Here is a 20,432-nt window from a genome sequence, read left to right as displayed (position 1 = left end):
TGATTCTTTCCTATCTATTTTATTATATTTTCATAAAAAAAGCGATTGTTTCCATTCACAATCGCTTTTTTAATTATTGAACCCATTCGCCATTATAGTTGACAGAATAGCCATCTACAGTGGTATTCACTGCCAAGGCACCTGAGCTATAAGCGTAGTACCATTTACTACCGACCTGGAACCAGCCTGTTGCCATAGCTCCTGATGAACGGAGATAGTACCACTTGTTACCAAGGTTTTGCCAACCAATTTTCAGATCACCATTTGACTGGTCTAAATAATACCAAGTTGAGCCTTCTTGATACCAGCCAGTTGCCATTGCACCTGATGAACGGAAGTAGTACCACTTATTGCCAAGTTGTTTCCAACCAGTTTGCATTGTAGCTGTTATTGGATCTAGATAGTACCAAGTTGAGTTATCATTTGTCCAACCACGCACTAGCTCCCCAACCGTTAAACTGTCGATACGAGCATCGAAGCCACTATCCTTCTGTAAATAATACCAATGCCCCTCGTCATAAATCCAACCAGTTTTTAAAGTGTGATAGCTACGCTGATCTTCAAAATAATAAACACGTTTTTCGTCTGGGGTCTCATATTGTTCCCCATGATGTTTGTTGGTGTTTGTAGCAGTTTTTGCCTCTAAAACTTGCTTGCCAACAAATTCTTGAAGAACCCCATCTTGGTTAAAGTAGTACCATTGTGGCATTGGCATAGATTCTAATCTTAAACCATTTGGGTAAGGACCAATTGTACTACCTTTAGATGGAAACGGGATATATTGCCAGCCGACAACCATTTCTCCTGATACATGATCAAAATAATAGGTCTTGCCATCAATCACTCGCCAAGCCTTTTCTTTGATCTCACCCTTCTTGTAGTAGGTTCTACCATTTTCTTGGACAAATTTCCAACCTTCTAAATCAGCATCATCCGCCAATACTGCACTTGTTGCTAACAAACCGAAGAAAAAGACTGCTAATGCAATTTGCATCAATTTTTTTATTATTTTCATTAGACCTATCCTCCATAGCTGATTGTAGCAAATGCAAAATCGTATGTCAATATATAAAAAAACTCATATAAAAAGCAGTTACATAACTGCAACTGCTTTTCTATTCTTGCATGGTGTAACCGACACCACGCACGGTTTTAATGTAGCTTTTCTGACCTTTTACATCCAGCTTGCTACGTAGATAACGGATATAGACATCCACGATATTGGTTTCGGTCGCACTTTCATACTTCCAGACACTTTCCAACAACTGCTCACGAGTCAGAACTTTCTTGCTTCCCATAAGAGTAGCCAAGAGGTCATACTCACGACGAGTCAGAGCAATCATCTCCTCGCCACGATAAACGGTATGATGCTCCACATCCATACGCAGATTGCGGTAAGACGTTGGAACCTTCATCTGACTACAGTGTTGGTCGATAAAGTCCCGACCTCGGAAAATCGCTGAAATACGAGCTACCAGATTATCAATGATTACTGGCTTATAGATGTAAGAAACGGCAAAGCGTTGGATTGTCTCAAGCTGGTCTTGCAATTCTTCACGATGGTCCAAGACCATAATAACTGAAGCTGGCTTAGTCCGACTCAGCTTGTCTGCAAAATCCTGGGCTGTCATATCCCCCAGACGAGCATTCAATAAAATCAAGTCATAGTCTGTCTGAAGAGCCATGGAGAGGGCTTTTTGCCCCTCCTCAACCTGATCAACTCGGTATTGCTCTTTTTGGAGTTCCAAACTTAAAAAATGAGCTAGATTTCTTTCTTTCTCAAGTAATAAAATCCGTTTCCCCATGGCAGACCTACTTATTTTTCGTCATACCAAGAGTAGTGGAATGTTCCTTCTTTGTCTTTACGTTGGTAAGTGTGGGCACCAAAGTAGTCACGTTGCGCTTGGATCAAGTTAGCAGGAAGGTCTGCTGAACGGTAGCTATCAAAGTAAGTAATAGCTGCTGAGAAGGTTGGTACTGGTACACCAGCTTGAACAGCAAGAGCTACGATATCGCGCACTGCTTGTTGGTACTTAGCAGTAACATCCAAGAAGTACTCATCCAAAAGAAGGTTAGCAAGATCTGCATCACGGTTGTAAGCATCTGTAATCTTTTGCAAGAAACGAGAACGGATGATACAGCCATCACGCCAGATAGATGCGATGTCTGCAAATGGCAAGTTCCAGTTGTTTTCTTTAGAAGCTACACGCAATTGAGCAAAACCTTGTGCGTATGAAATGATTTTTGAGAAGTAAAGGGCTTGACGGATTTTTTCAATCAACTCAGCCTTGTCTCCTTCAAATTTGAAGGCAGCTGGTTTTGGAAGAACCTTGCTAGCATGCACACGTTCTTCTTTATAAGTTGAAATGTAACGTGCAAATACTGACTCAGTGATGAGTGACAATGGCACACCAAGGTCAAGTGATGATTGGCTAGTCCATTTACCAGTTCCCTTGTTACCTGCAGCGTCAAGGATGTAGTCTACGATTGGTCCGTCTTGGCCTTCATCGTCTTTACGGCTCAAGATATCAGCTGTGATTTCAATCAAGTAGCTGTCCAATTCACCCTTGTTCCACTCAGTAAAGATTTCAGCCATGTCTTCTGCAGAAAGGCCAAGCAAGTGTTGCATCAAGTCATAGCTTTCTGCGATCAATTGCATATCCCCATACTCAATACCGTTGTGGACCATTTTTACATAGTGACCAGCTCCATCAGGACCGATGTAAGTCACACATGGTTTGCCATCTTCTGGTGCTTTAGCTGAGATTTCTTCGAGAACATCTGCAACCAATTCGTAGGCTTCTTTTTGTCCACCAGGCATGATAGAAGGACCTTCAAGGGCACCTTTTTCACCACCAGAAACCCCAGTACCGATAAAGTTGATACCTGAGTTTGCCAATTCTTCATTACGACGGATAGTATCTTTGTAGAAAGTGTTTCCTCCGTCGATCAAGATGTCACCCTTATCAAGGTGTGGAAGAAGGGCTTGGATAGTAGCATCTGTACCAGGTCCAGCTTGAACCATCAGCATGATACGACGAGGTTTTTCGATTGAGTTTACAAAACTTTCAACGTCATAGCTTGGTACAAAGTTCTTTTCAGGATGGCAAGCAATTACATCTTCAGTTTTTTCTTTACTACGGTTGTAGATAGCAACTGTGTAACCACGAGATTCAATATTAAGTGCAAGGTTACGACCCATTACGGCCATACCAACAACACCAAAGTTAGCTTTTGTCATTTGACACTCCTCTTGTTTAATTTGTTTTATTTTATCATTTTTACTTTTGAAAAGAAAGAATTTTGTAACGACTGCTTAGTAGTCCAAGTCATCCGCATGTCCAGAACCATTTCCAACAAAGTATCCTGTCTTACAGTTAAGGGTAAAGAGATAGGTTCCATCTGGCTTGTAGAGGTTGTAATAACCATTACCATTAACGATATTGACACGTTCAAGGATGTATTGGTTACCAGTGATATAACCACGTGAACGTGAAGTCGCTAGAATTTGTTCTAAGACACCATCCGCGAAATCCCAGGCAGAATTATTGCTATCATCAATAGCAGACTGGTTATAAGAAACACGACTCGCACTTCTTTGAACAGCAACTCCTGCACTTGATACACCCATATTGACTTCACTGCGGGTACTTCTCGTTTCAGTTGATGCAGTATTTGAACTACTTGGGCTTGTCTCACTAGCAGTATTTTCGCTTGCTTGACTAGAGCTTGATCTGCTAGTTTCACTTGAACTTGAGCTTGAAGCACTTGTTTGCTGGCTCTTACCAAGACTGATAGCCTTATCTAGAACTTTATCAAGCTCCGTATTTCCAGTTTTAATATCTGTAAATTTAGCATCTGATTTAGCTTTAGCGTTAGTATCCAAGACACCATCCACAATAGCTGGTTTTTCAAATTGTGCATTGACATCTTGAATGGCCTTAATTTGCGTTGCTAGACTATCATACTTCGATTTGGCAAGGGTATGTTCGCGACTACCTTCTAGCTTATCAAGCAAGGTTTTCAGTTGGCTCAGTTTATCAAACTGGCTATTCTTCAGAGCCGTTTTGTTGCTATCTGTATAGAAGGCATCGTATAAATTATTAAATTCTTCCACTTCTGACTGCGTGTTTGTGGTTGATTGAGAAGTCTGAATTTCCTTGGTCGAACGAGCCACTTGACGATAAATATAATAACCTGTTCCAAGGATAAGGACCGCTAAGGCTGCTAGAATCCCATAAACCACCCATTTCTTCTTTCTTTTTCCATCTTCACTATCCGTAGTTCGAGAACGTGTGAGAGCCTCTTCCGCTCCAACTAATGGTATCTCTTCCGTCTCAAATTCTTCGACAAGAGGAGCTTCTGAAACTCGTGTTAATTCTAAATCATCAAACTGACTCAATTCATCTTCAGGAGCTGGAGAAGTTACGCCTGTTCCCTCACGAAGCTCTTGAAGCAGATTATCCAGAGTCTGAGTCTCCTCTACCTCTTCTTTTTCAACTAATTCATCTTTGCTAAACTGACGCGTTTCAAACTTATCTGCCTCAATTTCATCTTTATGTTGCTTCACATACTTGTCTAAGATAGAATCTCCAGGTAATACCCCTGCTTCCACCTCTTCATTTTTACGCATGGCTTCTCCAACTGTTAGCTCTTTAGCATCATCAAAATCAAATTGCGCTTCTTGATGTTCTGCTTTATGACGATTTCGTCTTTTCTTACTCATGAGTTTTTCCTTTCTACTTTACTTCCTGACGTTTTACACGCTGACCAAAATATTGATACAAATCCACTTTCAAGGTTCCATTGTACAACTTACGTTTCTTATCCGCCTGACTACCGTACTTGGTCTCAAAGGCTTCATCACTGGTTAAGATAAACTTGCTCCACGTTTTCAGCGGTGCAAATACTTGACCCATTTCAGCATAAAGCTTGGTAACTCCTGCATCATCTGACAAGCGTTCACCATAAGGTGGGTTAGAGATAATCACTCCATTTATTTTATCAGAACGCAAATCCTGCACGCGCATCTGCTTAAAGGTAATATCTCCTGCAACTCCTGCTGCCTGAGCATTGGCCTTAGCAATTTCCACCATACGTGCATCGATATCACATCCCATAATATCCAGTTCCAGCTCACGATCCACTTTCTTAGCCGCCTCTGTGCGCACTTCTTGGATCAAGCGATCGCTAATCCAGTTCCACTCCTCAAAGGCAAAGGAACGACGAAGACCAGGAGCCATCTTTCTAGCAATCATAACTGCCTCTATACAGAAAGTTCCTGAACCACAGGTCGGATCAATCAAGGGCTTGTCTGGATACCAGTTAGAGAGTTGCAAAATGGCTGCCGCCATATTTTCCTTGATAGGGGCACCACCTTTTTCCGTACGATAGCCACGTTTAAAGAGACTGGAGCCTGTCGTATCAATCATGACAGTTGCTATGTCTTTCAGAATAGAAACCTCAATCTTAAACTCTGGACCATTCTCCATCAGAGGAACACCTTCTGGGCGGGCGTAGTGTTTCTGCAATTTCTTGACAACGGCCTTCTTTGAAATAGCCTGAACACTGGGTTCATTGTGTAGTTTAGATTTAACACATTTGGCTTTCGAAATCGGAAAACGAGCTCCAAGTGGTAAATAATTTTCCCAATCTAGAGCGAAAACTCCCTGAAACAGCTCTTCAAAAGTCTTAGCTGGGAAAGTTCCTACGATAATCTTGATACGGTCTGCCGCTCGAAGCCAGAGGTTGGTTTCGATGATGGCTTTCGCATCTCCTTGAAAACGAACACGGCCGTTTTCAACCTGACAATCGTAGCCCAACTCTCGCACTTCTCGTCCAACAACAGCTTCAAGACCTGCTGCAGCAGTAGCGATTAAATTAAATTCTTTTTTCATTTTCAGTCTTATAAGACCTTTCTATATGTCCACTTTAAAAAATGAGGTTGAGAAAGTTTTCTCAGCCCCAACCTATATGCAATTTTCTATAAGCCATGTTTTGTTCCAGAAGTGACTAGGACCACTTCCTTCGATAATCATCTGTCTACCACTAACAACTTACAGCTGATAGCAGTCAGAGTACTACGTTCGTTTCCGTGTACTCCATGCCCCGACCGAAATTTGGGTTGCTAGCTTGAGGGGTTTACCGCGTTCCACTCTCTCTGTTTCCAGAAAGACTCCGTCACTGTGGCACTTTCAAGCCTACTCTGACCTATCCAAGGACTTAGCCATTTCGACTGCCGTAACGATTTCTCGTCCCTAGGCTTATGGTTTCGCCTAGCACAAACACTACAGGCATCACAGCCTGTGCTAGCATGGACTTTCCTCATGAAAAGAAATTCTCCTCACGCGATTATCCAAAAATTGCACTTTTCAAATAAGCTCTTATAAATCAGAGTTATCCAAAATTTGTTTACCAAATACTTCTTTCTCAAGACGATTTAGACGTTTTAAAATATCAAAATTCGTCATAGAAGTTGTTGCTGTCATTTCAAGTGGTTCTGCTTGAACCGGTGCAGATTCAGGTTTGCGAGACAATTCTTCCTTCAACTCTGCAATTTCTTGACGGAGAGACTTGACTAAGGCAGCATAAGTTTCATAGTCCTTGATGACATCGTCCAAAAATTCATCAACTTCAACCTTACTATACCCACGGACTTCACGTCCAAACTCTTGCTCGAAAATATCTTTCGCTGAAAAAATAATACCTGCCATCTCTCTCTCCATTCTCGGTTTCTAATAGTATTATTATATAAAAAAAGGCAAACAAAAATCAAGGTCAAAGGCTTACTTTTCAGAAAAATTTTCTACTAGCTCATTTAAGTCTTCAAACGTTAACCTTTTTATGCGATAACCTTCCTGATTTTTCATCAAATTGTCTATAAATTTTAATTTGGTCTCATTTTCTGAATCATAGAAAAAATAAGCTAAATCAGTGTTTTCCAGCAAAAATCGTTGGTAGTCTCGTAGTTGCCCCATATGTTCATATTTAGGATAGGCATATTTGACAAAATCTACCTGCTTAAATTGGCTAAGTTTAAGCTGATTCGCTTCATTCCAATTTTCCCCGTGCGTTTCAAAATCAAAAATGGTTGCTAGGTTGAAATCATATTCTTCTTTCATTTCATTTGCGACATCAAGCACCCAAGATTCAAATCCCAAGTTCCCTGTAAAGACCAGCCATTTAATCCCTTCTTCTGCTAAACATTCTAAATCACGACGAATAGCTTTCTTTATCACTTTCAACCTGATATCTTTTTCATTAAACAAACCCAAGTCAAAATTAGAATATCCCATAATTAAAGCTGTAGTCATTTTTACACCTTTCTTTCTATTTTTATGGTATAATAGAGTGATGTTATTGTACCAATAAGGAGAAATATGGTCAACTATCCTCATAAAATTTCATCGAAAAAAAGCCAAACATCCATTTCTCAACCAAAAAATTTCGCAAATCGAGGAATGACTTTTGAAAAGATGATTAACGCTACCAACGACTACTATCTAACGCATGGCATGGCAGTTATCCATAAAAAGCCAACGCCTGTTCAGATCGTTCGAGTAGACTATCCTCAACGTAGTCGGGCCAAAATTGTAGAAGCCTATTTTAGACAAGCTTCCACAACAGATTACTCTGGCGTGTATAGAGGATATTACATTGACTTTGAAGCTAAAGAAACGCGACAAAAGAATGCTATCCCAATGAAGAACTTCCATCTTCACCAGATTCAACATATGGAACAAGTTCTAGAACAGCAGGGCATTTGCTTCGTACTGCTTCATTTTTCTTCTCAACAAGAAACTTATTTGTTGCCGGCACTTGATTTAATTCGCTTTTATCATCAAGATAAGGGGCAGAAATCAATGCCACTTGGATATATTCAAGAATATGGATATTTGGTTGAGCAAGGAGCTTTCCCTCAAATTCCCTATCTCGATATTATCAAAGAACATTTACTAGGTGGTAAAACAAGATGAATAAACAAACTATTCTGCGGTTCTTAAAGTATATTGGAATTACATTCCTCACCTTATTTATCGCACTATTTCTATTAGGTGGAGGTCTTTTCCTCTACTTTGTTAGCAAGGCCCCAGCCTTATCTGAAAGTAAATTAGTTGCGACAACCTCTAGCAAGATTTATGACAATAAAAACGAACTGATTGCTGACCTTGGATCTGAACGTCGCGTAAATGCTCAAGCCAATGAAATTCCTACTGATCTAGTCAAAGCTATCGTGTCCATAGAAGACCACCGTTTCTTTGATCATAGAGGTGTCGATACCATTCGTATCATGGGGGCAGCATTGCGAAATCTCCAAGGAAGAGGGGGGCTCCAAGGGGCTTCAACCTTAACCCAGCAATTAATTAAATTAACTTATTTCTCTACATCAACTGCTGACCAAACCATATCACGTAAAGCACAGGAGGCTTGGCTAGCCGTTCAATTAGAACAAAAAGCAACCAAACAAGAAATCCTGACCTACTACATCAACAAAGTCTACATGTCTAACGGGAACTATGGAATGCAAACCGCAGCCGAAAATTACTATGGAAAAGACTTGAAGGATTTAAGCCTGCCACAGTTAGCACTCTTAGCTGGAATGCCTCAAGCACCAAATCAATATGATCCATATTCCCACCCAGAAGCTGCTCTAGAGCGTCGTAACTTGGTACTTTCAGAAATGAAGGGACAGAAATATATCAGTGCAGGAGATTACGAAAAAGCTATTAATACGCCTATCACTGACGGTCTTCAGAGCTTGAAGTCAGCCAATAGTTACCCAGCCTATATGGACAACTACCTCAAAGAAGTAATCGACCAAGTCGAACAAGAAACGGGCTACAACCTTCTTACCACAGGTATGGAAGTCTATACTAATGTCGACAAAAATGTTCAACAGAGACTTTGGGATGTTTACAATACAGATGAGTACGTTGCTTATCCAGATGATGAACTTCAAGTAGCATCCACTATAGTGGATGTAACAAATGGTAAAGTCATTGCTCAGCTAGGTGCCCGTCACCAATCAAGTAATGTATCTTTCGGAATCAACCAAGCCGTTGAAACCAACCGTGACTGGGGTTCTACTATGAAACCAATCACTGACTATGCTCCCGCTTTAGAATATGGAGTCTATGACTCTACTGCATCTATTGTACATGATGTCCCTTATAACTATCCTGGTACTGACACTCCAGTCTACAACTGGGATCATGGCTACTTTGGAAACATTACTGTTCAATATGCTCTTCAACAATCACGAAATGTCACAGCCGTTGAGACTTTGAATAAGGTCGGTCTAGATAAGGCTAAAACCTTCCTAAATGGCTTAGGTATTGATTACCCAAGCATACACTATGCTAACGCTATTTCAAGTAATACAACAGAATCTAACAAACAGTACGGTGCAAGTAGTGAAAAAATGGCTGCTGCTTATGCCGCCTTTGCTAATGGTGGTATTTACCACAAACCAATGTATATCAATAAAATCGTCTTTAGTGACGGTAGTGAAAAAGAATTTTCTGATGCCGGCACACGAGCTATGAAAGAAACTACTGCCTATATGATGACTGAAATGATGAAAACAGTCCTAGTATACGGTACCGGACGTGGTGCTTACCTACCATGGCTTCCACAAGCAGGTAAGACAGGTACTTCTAACTATACTGACGACGAAATTGAAAAGTATATCAAGAACACTGGCTACGTAGCTCCAGATGAAATGTTTGTAGGTTATACTCGTAAGTATTCTATGGCTGTATGGACTGGTTACTCAAATCGTTTAACTCCAATCATTGGAGATGGTTTCCTAGTTGCTGCTAAGGTTTATCGCTCAATGATATCCTATCTATCAGAAGATGACCATCCTGGAGACTGGACAATGCCAGATGGCTTGTATCGAAATGGAGAATTCGTCTTCCAAAACAACGCGAAGAACACCTGGAATAATTCATCTACACAACAAACGCAAACAGTAGAAACTCCAAGCACAACCGCTGAAAGTTCAACTACACAGGCAAGTACGACGGTTGGTCAACAACCAAATAATGCTCCAGCAACTGACCCTAATCAAGGACAAGCTGGTCAGGCTGTTCAGCCAACGCAACCAGTACAACCAGCACCACAAAATCCACAAGTTCAACAACCACAACAGTGAGATGAAAGAAAATCCTGAGAATAAAAACTCAGGATTTTTCTTCAACAAAATAGGACCTATCATATCTAAAAGCGAAGATCTACACCAATTCATTTTCGATAAACCAAAAGAAGTTAGCGAATAACTAACTTCTTTTTTATCTTATTTCACATGTTTTGCAAGTTCTTCTTGCGCTTTTTTATTGGATTCTTCTTTTTCTTTCATCCATTTATCTTGAGCTTTTTGGTATTCATCCACAGTGACTGCCTTGTCTTGAAGTTCCAAGTATTTGTATAGGAGCGGATCGCTTGTCCCCTTGTTACCAGAGAAGGCAAACGGCATCGTAAATGGTACCATCTTAGACAAGATTGGGCGACCAGTGAGTGATGTTGTTGGAATAATCAAGGCACTATCTGTCAACCAAGCTTGGGCTGTAGCATACTTATCATAACGTTTTGCTACATCTATTGTCTCATTTCCAGCTTCAGTTACCAATTTCTCATAGTCGTTCAGACCAACCTTCTTAGCTGCAGCATTATCTGTACCAGAATCAAAGCCAAAGTAGGTTTTAGTGTTTTCACCAACTGATGGTTTGATAATATCGAGGTAAGTAGATGGATCCGCAAAGTCTGGAGACCAACCAACATTATCTGAAATATCCCAATCTTCCCCAGCTGCTGTTTCAGCAAAGTAGGTAATATTCAAGACTTCATCTTTTTGTAGTTGTTGAATATCAATTACGACATTATCTGTACCCAAGGTTTCTTCAACCGATTGTTTGAAAGATTGAACACGTTGAACTTTTGTAGTTGCTGTCTGATCAACAGGCATATCTAGGTGAATTGGGAATTGCACTCCCTCAGCTTGTAGAGCTGATTTGGCTTTAGCAAATTCTGCCTTGGCTTTCTCTGGATTGTAAAGACCATCTTGTGCATCAGCAAGATTAACATCCTTCCATTCATCCCCATAAGTCACCAATTTTTCTTTGACCATATCGCCAAAGTTTTTCCCATCTGCTTGGACAAATGTTGGTGGTACAAAAAGATTACGCAAAATTTTGCTTGCACCACTGGCACCGTTCACTTGTGAAGCATAAGCCGTACGATCAAAACCAAAAGCAATAGCTTGGCGGAAATCCTTGTTTAAGAGAGCCTTTTTAGTAGAGGTCTTTTGTTCGTCACTAGTCTTAGAAGTATATTTGTAAGACTGGCGGTCAATATTTGTACCAACTAGATAAGTCGTAGAGTCTTGTTGGGTATAGACAATATTGTCCTTCATCGTTTTTTCAAGTTCTGCGAAACTTGCACTTGTTGGATAGAGGCGGGCTGCTGTAAGACTACCATCTTTAAAGTTTTCTGCAGGTTTGCTGGTATCTTGACCATCCCAGAATGACAATTTTATCTTATCAACATGAACATTGTCCTTATCCCAGTAGTTCGGATTTTTCGCAAATTCAACGGAAGATTTAGCCACAATAGATTTCAGCAAATAAGGACCATTGTACAAGATACTGCTTGGATCTGTTGCTTTGGCAAAATCATCCCCTTTTGAGTTCAAAAACTCTTCATTGAGTGGCGCAAGCACACCCATTGTTGTTTTAGAATTCCAAAAACTTTCAGGTTTGTTCAAAGTGTATTGGACTGTTTGATCGTCAAGGGCTTTAATCCCGACTTGAGAGAAGTCTTTAACTTCCCCTTTAGCATAAGCATCCAGACCTTTGATCGAATCTTGTACCAAGTAAAGAGCTTGTGATTTCTTATCTGTTGCATATTTAAGACCTGTTACAAAGTCTTGAGCCTTGACAGGAGCATATTCTTCACCTTCAGATGTGTACCACTTGGCATCCTGACGAATCTTATAAGTATAGGTCAAACCATCTTTAGAAACTGACCAGTCCTCTGCCATAGAGGGAACAAGATTCCCATAACGGTCATTTTCAAGCAAGCCATCAATGACGTTACTAGTAATGTTTGAAGTAGCTGCCTTGCTGGTTGTCAAGTAGTTGAGATTATCTGGGTCTGTCTCATAGGTAAATGCAAAAGTCTGCTCACCTTTAGCACCAGAACCACCAGAACAAGCCGCTAAGATACCTGCAGCCAATAAAGTTACTCCCGCAAGAGCCAATACTTTCCTTGTTTTCATAGTATTCTCCTTTGTTTTTCTATCCATTATAGACCCTTTTTCAAACATTGTCAACAGAATTTTCAGAATTTTTGAAAATTATTTTTTAAACATTTTGTTTGCAAAAATATGAATAATAACAAAAAAACCTCAACTACATTAGGTAGTCGAGGAATGATCATTTTAGTTTAATATATCTCTGTGGTAGTAAAACAATATTCAATAATGGGATTTTCTTCAATACATTGGTTGCAAGTATTGATAAATACCAGCTCAAGACAATACCAATAACAATATGAAGAAAAACAGAACCAATTCCTATTTTTAATAATACTATTCTTATCATACTACTAATGGGTGAATGGAAAATTAGAATCCCTATACTAATTTCCCCATGTTTACTAAAATACCTAAAAATATTTTGGGATATTTTTTCTATTTTTGGAAAAATTATAAATGATAAGATAACATTACCTGTGTATCCAATAATCCACCATCTAGGATAGTTATAGTCCGTTATTATTTTACCATCTACATTAAATGAAATATACATTATATAAATATATACGACATTAAATATGATTCCTAGTAGAATTATGTTTCTAAATCTAATATCATTAAATTTAACTGTTTTTAATACAGAACCCAACATGAAAATTACTCCCCATGCTAGAACTTTTTTTATAAAAAATATTTCTGACATATATACTAATGTAATTATATATCCGAGTATACTAATCATAAAAAGATGGTTTTTGTTCTTTATAAATATTGATAAAAATCCGTATACTAAATATAGTGCCCATAATGTATACAAATACCATACAACTCCTAATGGTTCTTTATAAATATTTATCAAATTAAACAATGTAGTGGGAACACGTACCGATCCTCCCGCCATTTTCTGTAATACATAATGAATTATAGAATAAAATATATACGGTAATCCTAATACTATCGTTTTCTTCTTCATATAATAATAATATTCTTTAAAATTCTCTACAGATTTGAAAAAATATCCTGATAAAGCAAAGAATACTGGAATATGAAAAACATATATAAATGCAATAACTATGGATAACCATTTGGCATCACTTGTAAATTTCCCAGAATCAAATAAACCAGTAAATACATGACCTATGACTACTAGAAATATTGCGAACCCTTTCCCAAAATCTATCCAGTTTATTCTATTTTTAGTCATTATTACCTAATTCTTCTCTTACTACATTAAGAGCTCTTTCGATTGCTACGTGCATATCATAATATTTATAATCTGCAAGACGACCACAGAAGATAACATCTTTACCTTTTGCTTCTTCTAAATATTTTTGATACATTTCATTATTTTTAGCGTCGTTGATCGGGTAGTATGGTTCATCTCCACGTTTCCAATCTACTGAATATTCACGTGTAATAACTGTTTTTTCTTGAGTACCTTTTTCGAAGTGTTTGTGCTCGATAATACGAGTATAAGGAACTTCACGTTCTGTGTAGTTTACTACAGCATTACCTTGGTAGTTTTCTTCATCTAGTACTTCGTGTTCAAAACGAAGACTTCTGTATTCTAATTCTCCATGTTTATAATCGAAGTATTGATCAATCATTCCTGTGAATACAACTTTTTTCGCACTTGCTTCTAACTCTTCACGATTTTCGAAGAAATCTACATTTAATTCTACTTCAATACCTTTTAACATGTTTTCGATAATAACATTATATCCACCGATTGGAATACCTTGGTATCTATCGTTGAAGTAGTTGTTATCAAATGTAAAACGGACTGGAAGACGTTTAATGATAAATGGTGGTAGTTCAGTTGCACTACGTCCCCATTGTTTTTCTGTATAACCTTTAATTAAAGTTTCATACACATCAGTTCCAATAAGTTTTATAGCTTGTTCTTCTAAATTTTTAGGTTCACTATCTTGCAGATGAGCTGTTTGTTCTGCGATTTTCGCTTTTACTTCTGCAGGAGTCTTAGTTCCCCATAATCCATAGAAAGTGTTCATATTGAAAGGTAGATTGTATAATTTACCTTTGTAGTTTGCTACTGGTGAGTTAATGTAGTTGTTAAACTCAGCAAACTGATTCACATAATCCCAAACTTCTTTGTTAGAAGTGTGGAAGATATGCGCACCGTATTTGTGAACATTGATTTCTTCAACGTTCTCACAATAGATGTTCCCACCAATGTGGTCACGTTTATCTATTACTTTTACTTTTTTTCCTTGTTTTGTTGCTTCATGAGCAAAGATTGCACCTGACAATCCAGCACCAACGATAAGATAATCGTACATTTTTTCTCCTTTTATTTTTTAACAAACTGTTGTCTCAATTCTGCAAGATTGATAACTTTAAGTGATAAAATAATGGTTAAATATATTATCCCGCCGATGATTACATATACTAAAACATTTAGAGCGGGAGTAAATATTAAAACAGGTTTCAGCAAAGACAACGAACCATACATCATCACAGACGCTAAAACAATCTTAAACATATTTCTAAGAATTGGAACTTCCTTCAGATAAGTTCGTGTATAATACAATTGAATGCACCACACTACGCTTTCTGTCAGTACAGAAGTAATTGCTGCACCAATATAGCCTAAATGTGGAATCAATACTAGATTACAGGCAATACTGAAAAATGCTGGAATCGTAGTCGAGACCATAAATTCTTTGTGTTTATTATGTGGAATCAAAATTTGAATCCCCATAATATTCGTCCATCCAATAAAGAACATTTTCCATACCATAATCATAATGGCATATTTAGCATCTTGAAATTCACTTCCTAAGAAAAATTGAACAAAATTATCATTCACAATTAACATTCCTGCAATAAGTGGAAAAATTACTGTATTATAAACTAAAAATGAAAATTCATAAAATTGATTTACTTTTTCCTTTTTACCCTGTGAAATCAAATTGGAAACATGTGGCAAAATTACTCCACTAAGTGTTGTAACAACTACCAATAATAGATTAATTAATTTATTTCCTTGTTCAAAAATCCCAACATCTCTTGTAGAAACTAATGCACCCAGTAAGGTACGATCGAACAAGGCATATAAAGAAATTGCCACTTGAGGAATAAATAAAATAAATACAGAGTTTAGATGCTTTATACTATCTTTCATAGAAAATACTGGTTTTTGTAACCAATTTCTTGCTGGAATCCACATTATTACTTGACCTAATAGCTCATAAAAAACAATTAAGAAAATATATAAATATAAATCAGATTCTTCTTTAATAAATATAAAGATAGAGACTACTCCAATTAATTTAATCATCACACTTCGAAATGTAAGTGAACGAAAATCTTCGACTCCTTGGAATAACCATGATATATCAATAAATCTTGATAACAATGTGATTCCAAGAATATATGCAATTACATTATGGAAAGAATTATTTACAAGACATAGTAAAATGTATAAGCCAAGTGATATAAAAGAAAATACTAATTGAAGACTATATATTTCCCAAAACACCTTAGAACGATTAGAGGAATTAGAAGAAATTTCTTTTACTGCATAATTCCCTATTCCTAATGTTGCTAATAAAGCAAAATATGAAACAATTGAATTATAATATCCATAACTTCCTAATTCAGAACTAGTAAATACTCTTGTTACATATGGTGTTGTAATAAAAGGTAAGATCAACATCAAAATCTGATTGGAAAAATTATAAATATAATTTTTTATAACTTTCATTTTATTATTAACATTTCCTCCTTTGGTTTCAATCTAGTATATTAAATTTCTAAAACAATCCTAAACGTAACTTTATTCTACTTTTCAACATATGATATTTAAATATTATTTTTACAAAATGTTTCCTCGGAATCGAAGTATCATTATGCCACTTTAGGTGAGACAAACAAATTTCTTCCACTATGAATTTTATATTTTTAGATTCATTTTTAAAATATTTTCTAAAATACGATACAATTGAAAATACATCCATTTTTTTCATAGAAAATTTTGCCGTTGTAATTGAATTTGGTCGAACTCGATATCCATAAAGTTCAACAGGAATTTTCTTCCATTTTTTTGATAACATAATTAAATCGGGCATCACTGCTAAATCTTCATAAATTTTGCCTTGAGGGAAAAATTTTTCAGATAATAATCTTACACGAATTAATCTTGGAAAAACAGAAACTCTGATTCTTCGGTTAAGTGTACATTTTAATTTTTCTTCAATAGTTTCTAAGATAAATTCATCTTCATCTGAACTTGAAAAAGTAGGCTGTTCATGCTCAATAATCGTAGCTACGTTTGCTTCCACAATATCAATATCATCCTCAATATGTTTGATTAAGTCTTCTAAAAAATTAAATGCCAAAACATCGTCACTATCCACAAATGAAACAAAATTTATATCCTCTTTTTTCTCTAACTCTTTGAGTAGAAATTCAATCCCTCGATTTCTAGCACCACTTAATCCTTGATTCTCTTGATTTATTAACACAAAACGATCATCTACTAAATATGTTTCAGCAATTTCTTTTGAAGAATCCGTTGAACCATCATTAATCATGATACAAATAAAATTAGTATACGTTTGTTTCTGTATACTATCTAAACATTGCCTTAAATAATTTTCAACATTATAAATTGGTACTATTATTGCTATTTTTTCCAATGTATTTTTTCACCTTCCGCAATATTTTTTTAAAAAATTGTTCTGCACTTTTAATATGGAAAAATTTTGAAGGATATAATTTATAAGTTTTTAAATAATGATCATTTGGATAGGCATGTTTTGAATATTTTTCTAACCATTGATGAAATTTATGATCATACTGATTGGTCTGTTTTTTGATTGCCATATACCTTTGTGCAATATGATGAAAAATAACGGTATGAATATAATACATATATTCTTGTTTATCTGAATAATAGTCCTCTAATAATTCACATATTGGAAAGATATCTAATTGCTTTTCTACTGAACTCCCCTGCATCGTTCCTAATGGATTTGGTCGATAATAATATCCGTAAAAATCTAATTTTACTGCTTTACGGATTTTCTTAAATAAAGCTATTCCAGTATATAAATCTTCGTAAATTAAATTTTCAGGAAACAACACATTTTCAATTAGCGATTTTCGAATGAGTTTTGCTACAGGTTGATGCGTAATAGCCCAAGTATCAATACAAGCTTTTAAAACTTCCTCTCCGTATCCCTCAAAAGAAATTTGAACATTAGAACACTTTTCTTCTCTAAAAACATCTAGATTATCTGTAAAATCAGCTTCTACTATATCTACATCCTCTTGGATATAAGCTACTAAAAATTCTAATAATCGAGGATGAATCATATCATCACTATCGACAAAACAAACAAATTCTCCTTTAGCTAAATTTATAGCTCTGTTTCTTGCTACACTTTGTCCTGCATTATTTTGATTGATTAAGTAAAAGCGTTCATCCTCTAAATATTGTTCAGCAATTTCTTTAGAAGAATCTGTTGATCCATCGTTCACCATAATACACTCAAAATCTGTAAAGGTCTGATTTTGTATACTATCTAAACATTCCTTCAAGTAATCTTCTACATTATAAATGGGTACTATAATTGAAATTTTTGGCTTCCATTCCATATTAAAGTTCCTCAGCTTTCATGTGAATAATCTTTGTTATTAATTCTGTCATTTCTGGATACTTTTCCAAATCAAACTTTCTAGAAAACTTATGACCTAAAGCTTTACCATGTTTTAATTGATCAATATCATCAGAAGAATCAGTCCATGTATGTGGACTTCCATCCCACCAATTAATATAGCGAAGATTACCTTGAAAATCAGTAGGCTTATCATTTGTAGGTTCTATAGAATACACTGTATTCAATAACTGATGTTTCTGTAAAATTGTGGGAATAAACAATTCGTCATTTACTTTGGTATTCTTAAAAATACGAGTAATCAATTGCTTTTCTTCTAGCAGTATATCTACCGCCTCCTTGTTAAGAGAACACCAATTAGAAGCATATTGCAATTCTAAATTAAACTTTTTAAAACAATCAACTTTAAATATTCTTTGCAGTTTAACTTCAAATTTTCTATAAATTTTTAAAACCGACCGTAAGAAATTATTATTTACAGTTCTTACTGTTATATGAGGAAACATTGTTTTAAACGCTACACGCTCATATACTTTATTTCGAATATATAATTCATCAGAAACCATCGTTAAAAAGTTATATTCTTTTCTGCTATCGAAAAAGTTATATATATTTTCTGCAGTATCTAAAGGTAAATCTACTCCTGATAATAAATGATACATACTATACTGTTCTTGTTTTGCTGCAGCTTCAAAGAGTTCCAGCTCTGCCTCCACCAAAGAAAAATCTCCCCAATAAATTGGTAACTCCCTTGTAAAGAATACACTTGATTTCGTTACTATTTGACTTAGTTCATTCTTTTGTTTTTCATTAATCTTAGCTTTTTTATCAAATAAAATAAAAATATCATGTTTTTCATAATCTAATAAAGAAAGTAAAAATTTTAATTGTTCTACTTTGTTATGGGCAATAATTAAATATGCTTGCTTCATATAACTCCTATTTTAAAATATAACCTCCAGTGTGCACCAGAACTATTCTCGTAAATTATTTGCCAGTATCTAAAGACGCTGACTTTTTGTTGTTAAGTCTCATTACCTCTTTACTATCAAAGAAACTTTACTATTACATACAACTGCCTCTTAAGAGTTACTCATATTTTTTACTCAATTCATCTAGTATTATTTCATGCTTTAGTCGTTCTCAATTTATTATTCTTGTGAAAAATCATCCATTGGATAATTTCTTTAATCTTAAATATATTTCTTAATTGTGGCTTCATTAAAACCTATTGTATTTGAATATAAAATTACACCTATTTCTATCGTCTTCTAACCTCATTTATAGAAAAATGATGTAAATCAGAAAAATACTCAAATACATTCTTAGTTAAGATATCAAATGTATTAAAATCTACAAATCTTAAAAAATCAAAAAATTTCTTATTCCCAATCATACCACCAATAAAACATAAACTCAAAATTATATAAAATGGTAAATTATTGTATCCTTTAAATCTAATTTTTTCGGCTTTGCTTTTATCATTGGCGACATGAAGAACCATCGAAATAGTTACTAAAGGATATATAAACCAAATAAACCTATCTAGTATGGTTAAAAAAGGTAAAACTGATAAAGTTAGTAAACAGATGTATAGTACAAAAGAGAAATAAAGTTTCACATTAAGATTCTTATGAAAACGAAAGCTCGTATGATACAAAAAAATATATAATAAAGAAATAAGAACACCTAGGTATACATTTATAAAATCAGATGTACTAAATAATTTTATAAAAATTTCTGTTTTTTGATAAGAATCAAACTTCTCTAATAAAAATGAAAGGTATTCAAGATTAAAGAGTTGTAACAATGGAGATAGGAGCGCAAAAATTGGTAAAGATAATAGAACCATTATCTTTTTGAAAAAATTCGCATCTTTTAACCAAGGAAATATAAATCTAAGCGCTACAAATATTAGTGCGGCTGAATGAATGAATATTGGCACTAAATAATAAAATATAGATTTATTTAATTTGAATCCATTATCAATTTCTTTGTAAAATAAGTAAACTAAAATAGAAACTGCTAAACTATATCTCATTCCACTAGTTGTATACCGTACATTTACTATCACGACCATTGTCAAAAGAGACAATAAAAATAAAAATTTAGAGATATTATATTTTTGATAAATATTATATATTATTTTAGTATATAAGAAATAAACAATCATAATGACTGTAAAACTAATTAATGAATATGTCCCAGTTTTACTAAATATATATAACAACAGTGCAAACAATGGAAAATTGTAGTATCCGTATTCAGTTGGAATGTTTTTTAACATCAAATTTTTAAACCAGTCAAAAATGTTATCATAGAATTGGTACAGATATGCAGCCTTAAAATGATAGGCTCCATCATCAGTAAAGTTTGGTATATATCTCAAAGCAATCAATGATATTCCTAAAACAAACAAGCAGAGATAATACCGACTATACTTAAATCTATACATTATTGGAAATAGTAAAAAAGGAGTTGTTAAAATTGGGAACAATAGAAACAAGCAAAAAATCACTATAAAAACTAAAAAC

General features: G+C 35.5%; 17 protein-coding genes and 1 other RNA gene. 2 read left to right on the top strand and 16 right to left on the bottom strand.

Features of this window, described 5'->3' with window-relative positions:
• Positions 1-73 precede the first annotated feature (73 nt).
• The 8 genes from JQ841_RS05540 to JQ841_RS05505 form a co-directional block, all read right to left on the bottom strand.
• Positions 74-1,015, bottom strand: a complete 942-nt coding sequence (locus tag JQ841_RS05540) for a PspC-like choline-binding domain-containing protein (protein WP_203180368.1) — start codon at positions 1,013-1,015, stop codon at positions 74-76.
• A gap of 100 nt (positions 1,016-1,115) precedes the next feature.
• Positions 1,116-1,805, bottom strand: coding sequence for a response regulator transcription factor (locus tag JQ841_RS05535; RefSeq protein WP_203180367.1), 690 nt, complete (start codon positions 1,803-1,805; stop codon positions 1,116-1,118).
• Between the two features lie 11 nt (positions 1,806-1,816).
• Complete coding sequence (gene gndA, locus JQ841_RS05530) at positions 1,817-3,241, bottom strand: NADP-dependent phosphogluconate dehydrogenase (RefSeq protein WP_000158778.1); 1,425 nt, start codon at positions 3,239-3,241, stop codon at positions 1,817-1,819.
• 75 nt (positions 3,242-3,316) lie between these two features.
• On the bottom strand, positions 3,317-4,726 hold the full coding sequence (gene mapZ, locus JQ841_RS05525) for a cell division site-positioning protein MapZ (protein ID WP_203180366.1): 1,410 nt from the start codon (positions 4,724-4,726) through the stop codon (positions 3,317-3,319).
• A 13-nt stretch (positions 4,727-4,739) separates the two neighbouring features.
• Positions 4,740-5,897 (bottom strand): THUMP domain-containing class I SAM-dependent RNA methyltransferase, encoded by a 1,158-nt coding sequence (locus JQ841_RS05520; RefSeq protein ID WP_023946598.1) that lies wholly within the window; start codon positions 5,895-5,897, stop codon positions 4,740-4,742.
• Positions 5,898-5,981: 84 nt separating this feature from the next.
• Positions 5,982-6,363: RNase P RNA component class B (gene rnpB, locus JQ841_RS05515), an RNA gene on the bottom strand.
• Positions 6,364-6,383: 20 nt separating this feature from the next.
• On the bottom strand, positions 6,384-6,713 hold the full coding sequence (gene gpsB, locus JQ841_RS05510; protein WP_023946600.1) for a cell division regulator GpsB: 330 nt from the start codon (positions 6,711-6,713) through the stop codon (positions 6,384-6,386).
• A 72-nt stretch (positions 6,714-6,785) separates the two neighbouring features.
• Positions 6,786-7,313 (bottom strand): SLOG family protein, encoded by a 528-nt coding sequence (locus tag JQ841_RS05505; protein ID WP_203180365.1) that lies wholly within the window; start codon positions 7,311-7,313, stop codon positions 6,786-6,788.
• Positions 7,314-7,379: 66 nt separating this feature from the next.
• On the opposite strand from JQ841_RS05505, the gene recU reads away from it, so the two are divergent.
• Both recU and pbp1a read left to right on the top strand, forming a co-directional pair.
• A complete protein-coding gene (recU, locus tag JQ841_RS05500; RefSeq protein WP_084927851.1) occupies positions 7,380-7,976 on the top strand; it encodes a Holliday junction resolvase RecU in 597 nt (198 codons plus the stop codon).
• Positions 7,973-10,156, top strand: a complete 2,184-nt coding sequence (pbp1a, locus tag JQ841_RS05495; protein ID WP_203180364.1) for a penicillin-binding protein PBP1A — start codon at positions 7,973-7,975, stop codon at positions 10,154-10,156. Before recU ends, pbp1a begins: the two co-directional genes overlap by 4 nt.
• 141 nt (positions 10,157-10,297) lie before the next feature.
• On the opposite strand, the gene JQ841_RS05490 is transcribed toward pbp1a, so the two are convergent.
• The 8 genes from JQ841_RS05490 to JQ841_RS05455 form a co-directional block, all read right to left on the bottom strand.
• Positions 10,298-12,277 (bottom strand): peptide ABC transporter substrate-binding protein, encoded by a 1,980-nt coding sequence (locus JQ841_RS05490; RefSeq protein WP_203180363.1) that lies wholly within the window; start codon positions 12,275-12,277, stop codon positions 10,298-10,300.
• Positions 12,278-12,434: 157 nt separating this feature from the next.
• Entirely contained in the window at positions 12,435-13,460 is a 1,026-nt protein-coding gene (locus tag JQ841_RS05485) for an acyltransferase family protein (protein ID WP_203180362.1), read from the bottom strand.
• Positions 13,453-14,556, bottom strand: a complete 1,104-nt coding sequence (gene glf / locus JQ841_RS05480; RefSeq protein ID WP_203180361.1) for a UDP-galactopyranose mutase — start codon at positions 14,554-14,556, stop codon at positions 13,453-13,455. Before glf ends, JQ841_RS05485 begins: the two co-directional genes overlap by 8 nt.
• An 11-nt stretch (positions 14,557-14,567) precedes the next feature.
• Positions 14,568-15,983, bottom strand: coding sequence for a flippase (locus JQ841_RS05475; RefSeq protein WP_203180360.1), 1,416 nt, complete (start codon positions 15,981-15,983; stop codon positions 14,568-14,570).
• Between the two features lie 49 nt (positions 15,984-16,032).
• Positions 16,033-16,917, bottom strand: coding sequence for a glycosyltransferase family A protein (locus tag JQ841_RS05470; RefSeq protein WP_203180359.1), 885 nt, complete (start codon positions 16,915-16,917; stop codon positions 16,033-16,035).
• Entirely contained in the window at positions 16,883-17,878 is a 996-nt protein-coding gene (locus JQ841_RS05465; protein WP_203180358.1) for a glycosyltransferase family 2 protein, read from the bottom strand. The genes JQ841_RS05470 and JQ841_RS05465 overlap by 35 nt, the downstream gene beginning before the upstream one ends.
• Position 17,879: 1 nt before the next feature.
• Positions 17,880-18,830 (bottom strand): beta-1,6-N-acetylglucosaminyltransferase, encoded by a 951-nt coding sequence (locus JQ841_RS05460; protein ID WP_203180357.1) that lies wholly within the window; start codon positions 18,828-18,830, stop codon positions 17,880-17,882.
• A gap of 329 nt (positions 18,831-19,159) precedes the next feature.
• Positions 19,160-20,296 carry a hypothetical protein gene (locus JQ841_RS05455; RefSeq protein WP_238395600.1) on the bottom strand — a complete coding sequence of 379 codons (1,137 nt, stop codon included), beginning with the start codon at positions 20,294-20,296 and terminating at the stop codon, positions 19,160-19,162.
• Positions 20,297-20,432 lie beyond the last annotated feature (136 nt).

This window comes from Streptococcus mitis (assembly GCF_905187535.1).
GTDB lineage: Bacteria > Bacillota > Bacilli > Lactobacillales > Streptococcaceae > Streptococcus > Streptococcus mitis_BS.
Note: the sequence above shows the minus strand (reverse complement) of the source record. Positions and strands in the feature narration are given on the sequence as shown.

Bases quoted from the DNA above. Each gene is read 5' to 3' on its own strand.
- JQ841_RS05540 (WP_203180368.1), bottom strand. From the start codon at position 1,015: ATGAAAATAATAAAAAAATTGATGCAAATTGCATTAGCAGTCTTTTTC.
- JQ841_RS05535 (WP_203180367.1), bottom strand. From the start codon at position 1,805: ATGGGGAAACGGATTTTATTACTTGAGAAAGAAAGAAATCTAGCTCAT.
- gndA (WP_000158778.1), bottom strand. From the start codon at position 3,241: ATGACAAAAGCTAACTTTGGTGTTGTTGGTATGGCCGTAATGGGTCGT.
- mapZ (WP_203180366.1), bottom strand. From the start codon at position 4,726: ATGAGTAAGAAAAGACGAAATCGTCATAAAGCAGAACATCAAGAAGCG.
- JQ841_RS05520 (WP_023946598.1), bottom strand. From the start codon at position 5,897: ATGAAAAAAGAATTTAATTTAATCGCTACTGCTGCAGCAGGTCTTGAA.
- gpsB (WP_023946600.1), bottom strand. From the start codon at position 6,713: ATGGCAGGTATTATTTTTTCAGCGAAAGATATTTTCGAGCAAGAGTTT.
- JQ841_RS05505 (WP_203180365.1), bottom strand. From the start codon at position 7,313: ATGACTACAGCTTTAATTATGGGATATTCTAATTTTGACTTGGGTTTG.
- recU (WP_084927851.1), top strand. From the start codon at position 7,380: ATGGTCAACTATCCTCATAAAATTTCATCGAAAAAAAGCCAAACATCC.
- pbp1a (WP_203180364.1), top strand. From the start codon at position 7,973: ATGAATAAACAAACTATTCTGCGGTTCTTAAAGTATATTGGAATTACA.
- JQ841_RS05490 (WP_203180363.1), bottom strand. From the start codon at position 12,277: ATGAAAACAAGGAAAGTATTGGCTCTTGCGGGAGTAACTTTATTGGCT.
- JQ841_RS05485 (WP_203180362.1), bottom strand. From the start codon at position 13,460: ATGACTAAAAATAGAATAAACTGGATAGATTTTGGGAAAGGGTTCGCA.
- glf (WP_203180361.1), bottom strand. From the start codon at position 14,556: ATGTACGATTATCTTATCGTTGGTGCTGGATTGTCAGGTGCAATCTTT.
- JQ841_RS05475 (WP_203180360.1), bottom strand. From the start codon at position 15,983: ATGAAAGTTATAAAAAATTATATTTATAATTTTTCCAATCAGATTTTG.
- JQ841_RS05465 (WP_203180358.1), bottom strand. From the start codon at position 17,878: ATGGAATGGAAGCCAAAAATTTCAATTATAGTACCCATTTATAATGTA.
- JQ841_RS05460 (WP_203180357.1), bottom strand. From the start codon at position 18,830: ATGAAGCAAGCATATTTAATTATTGCCCATAACAAAGTAGAACAATTA.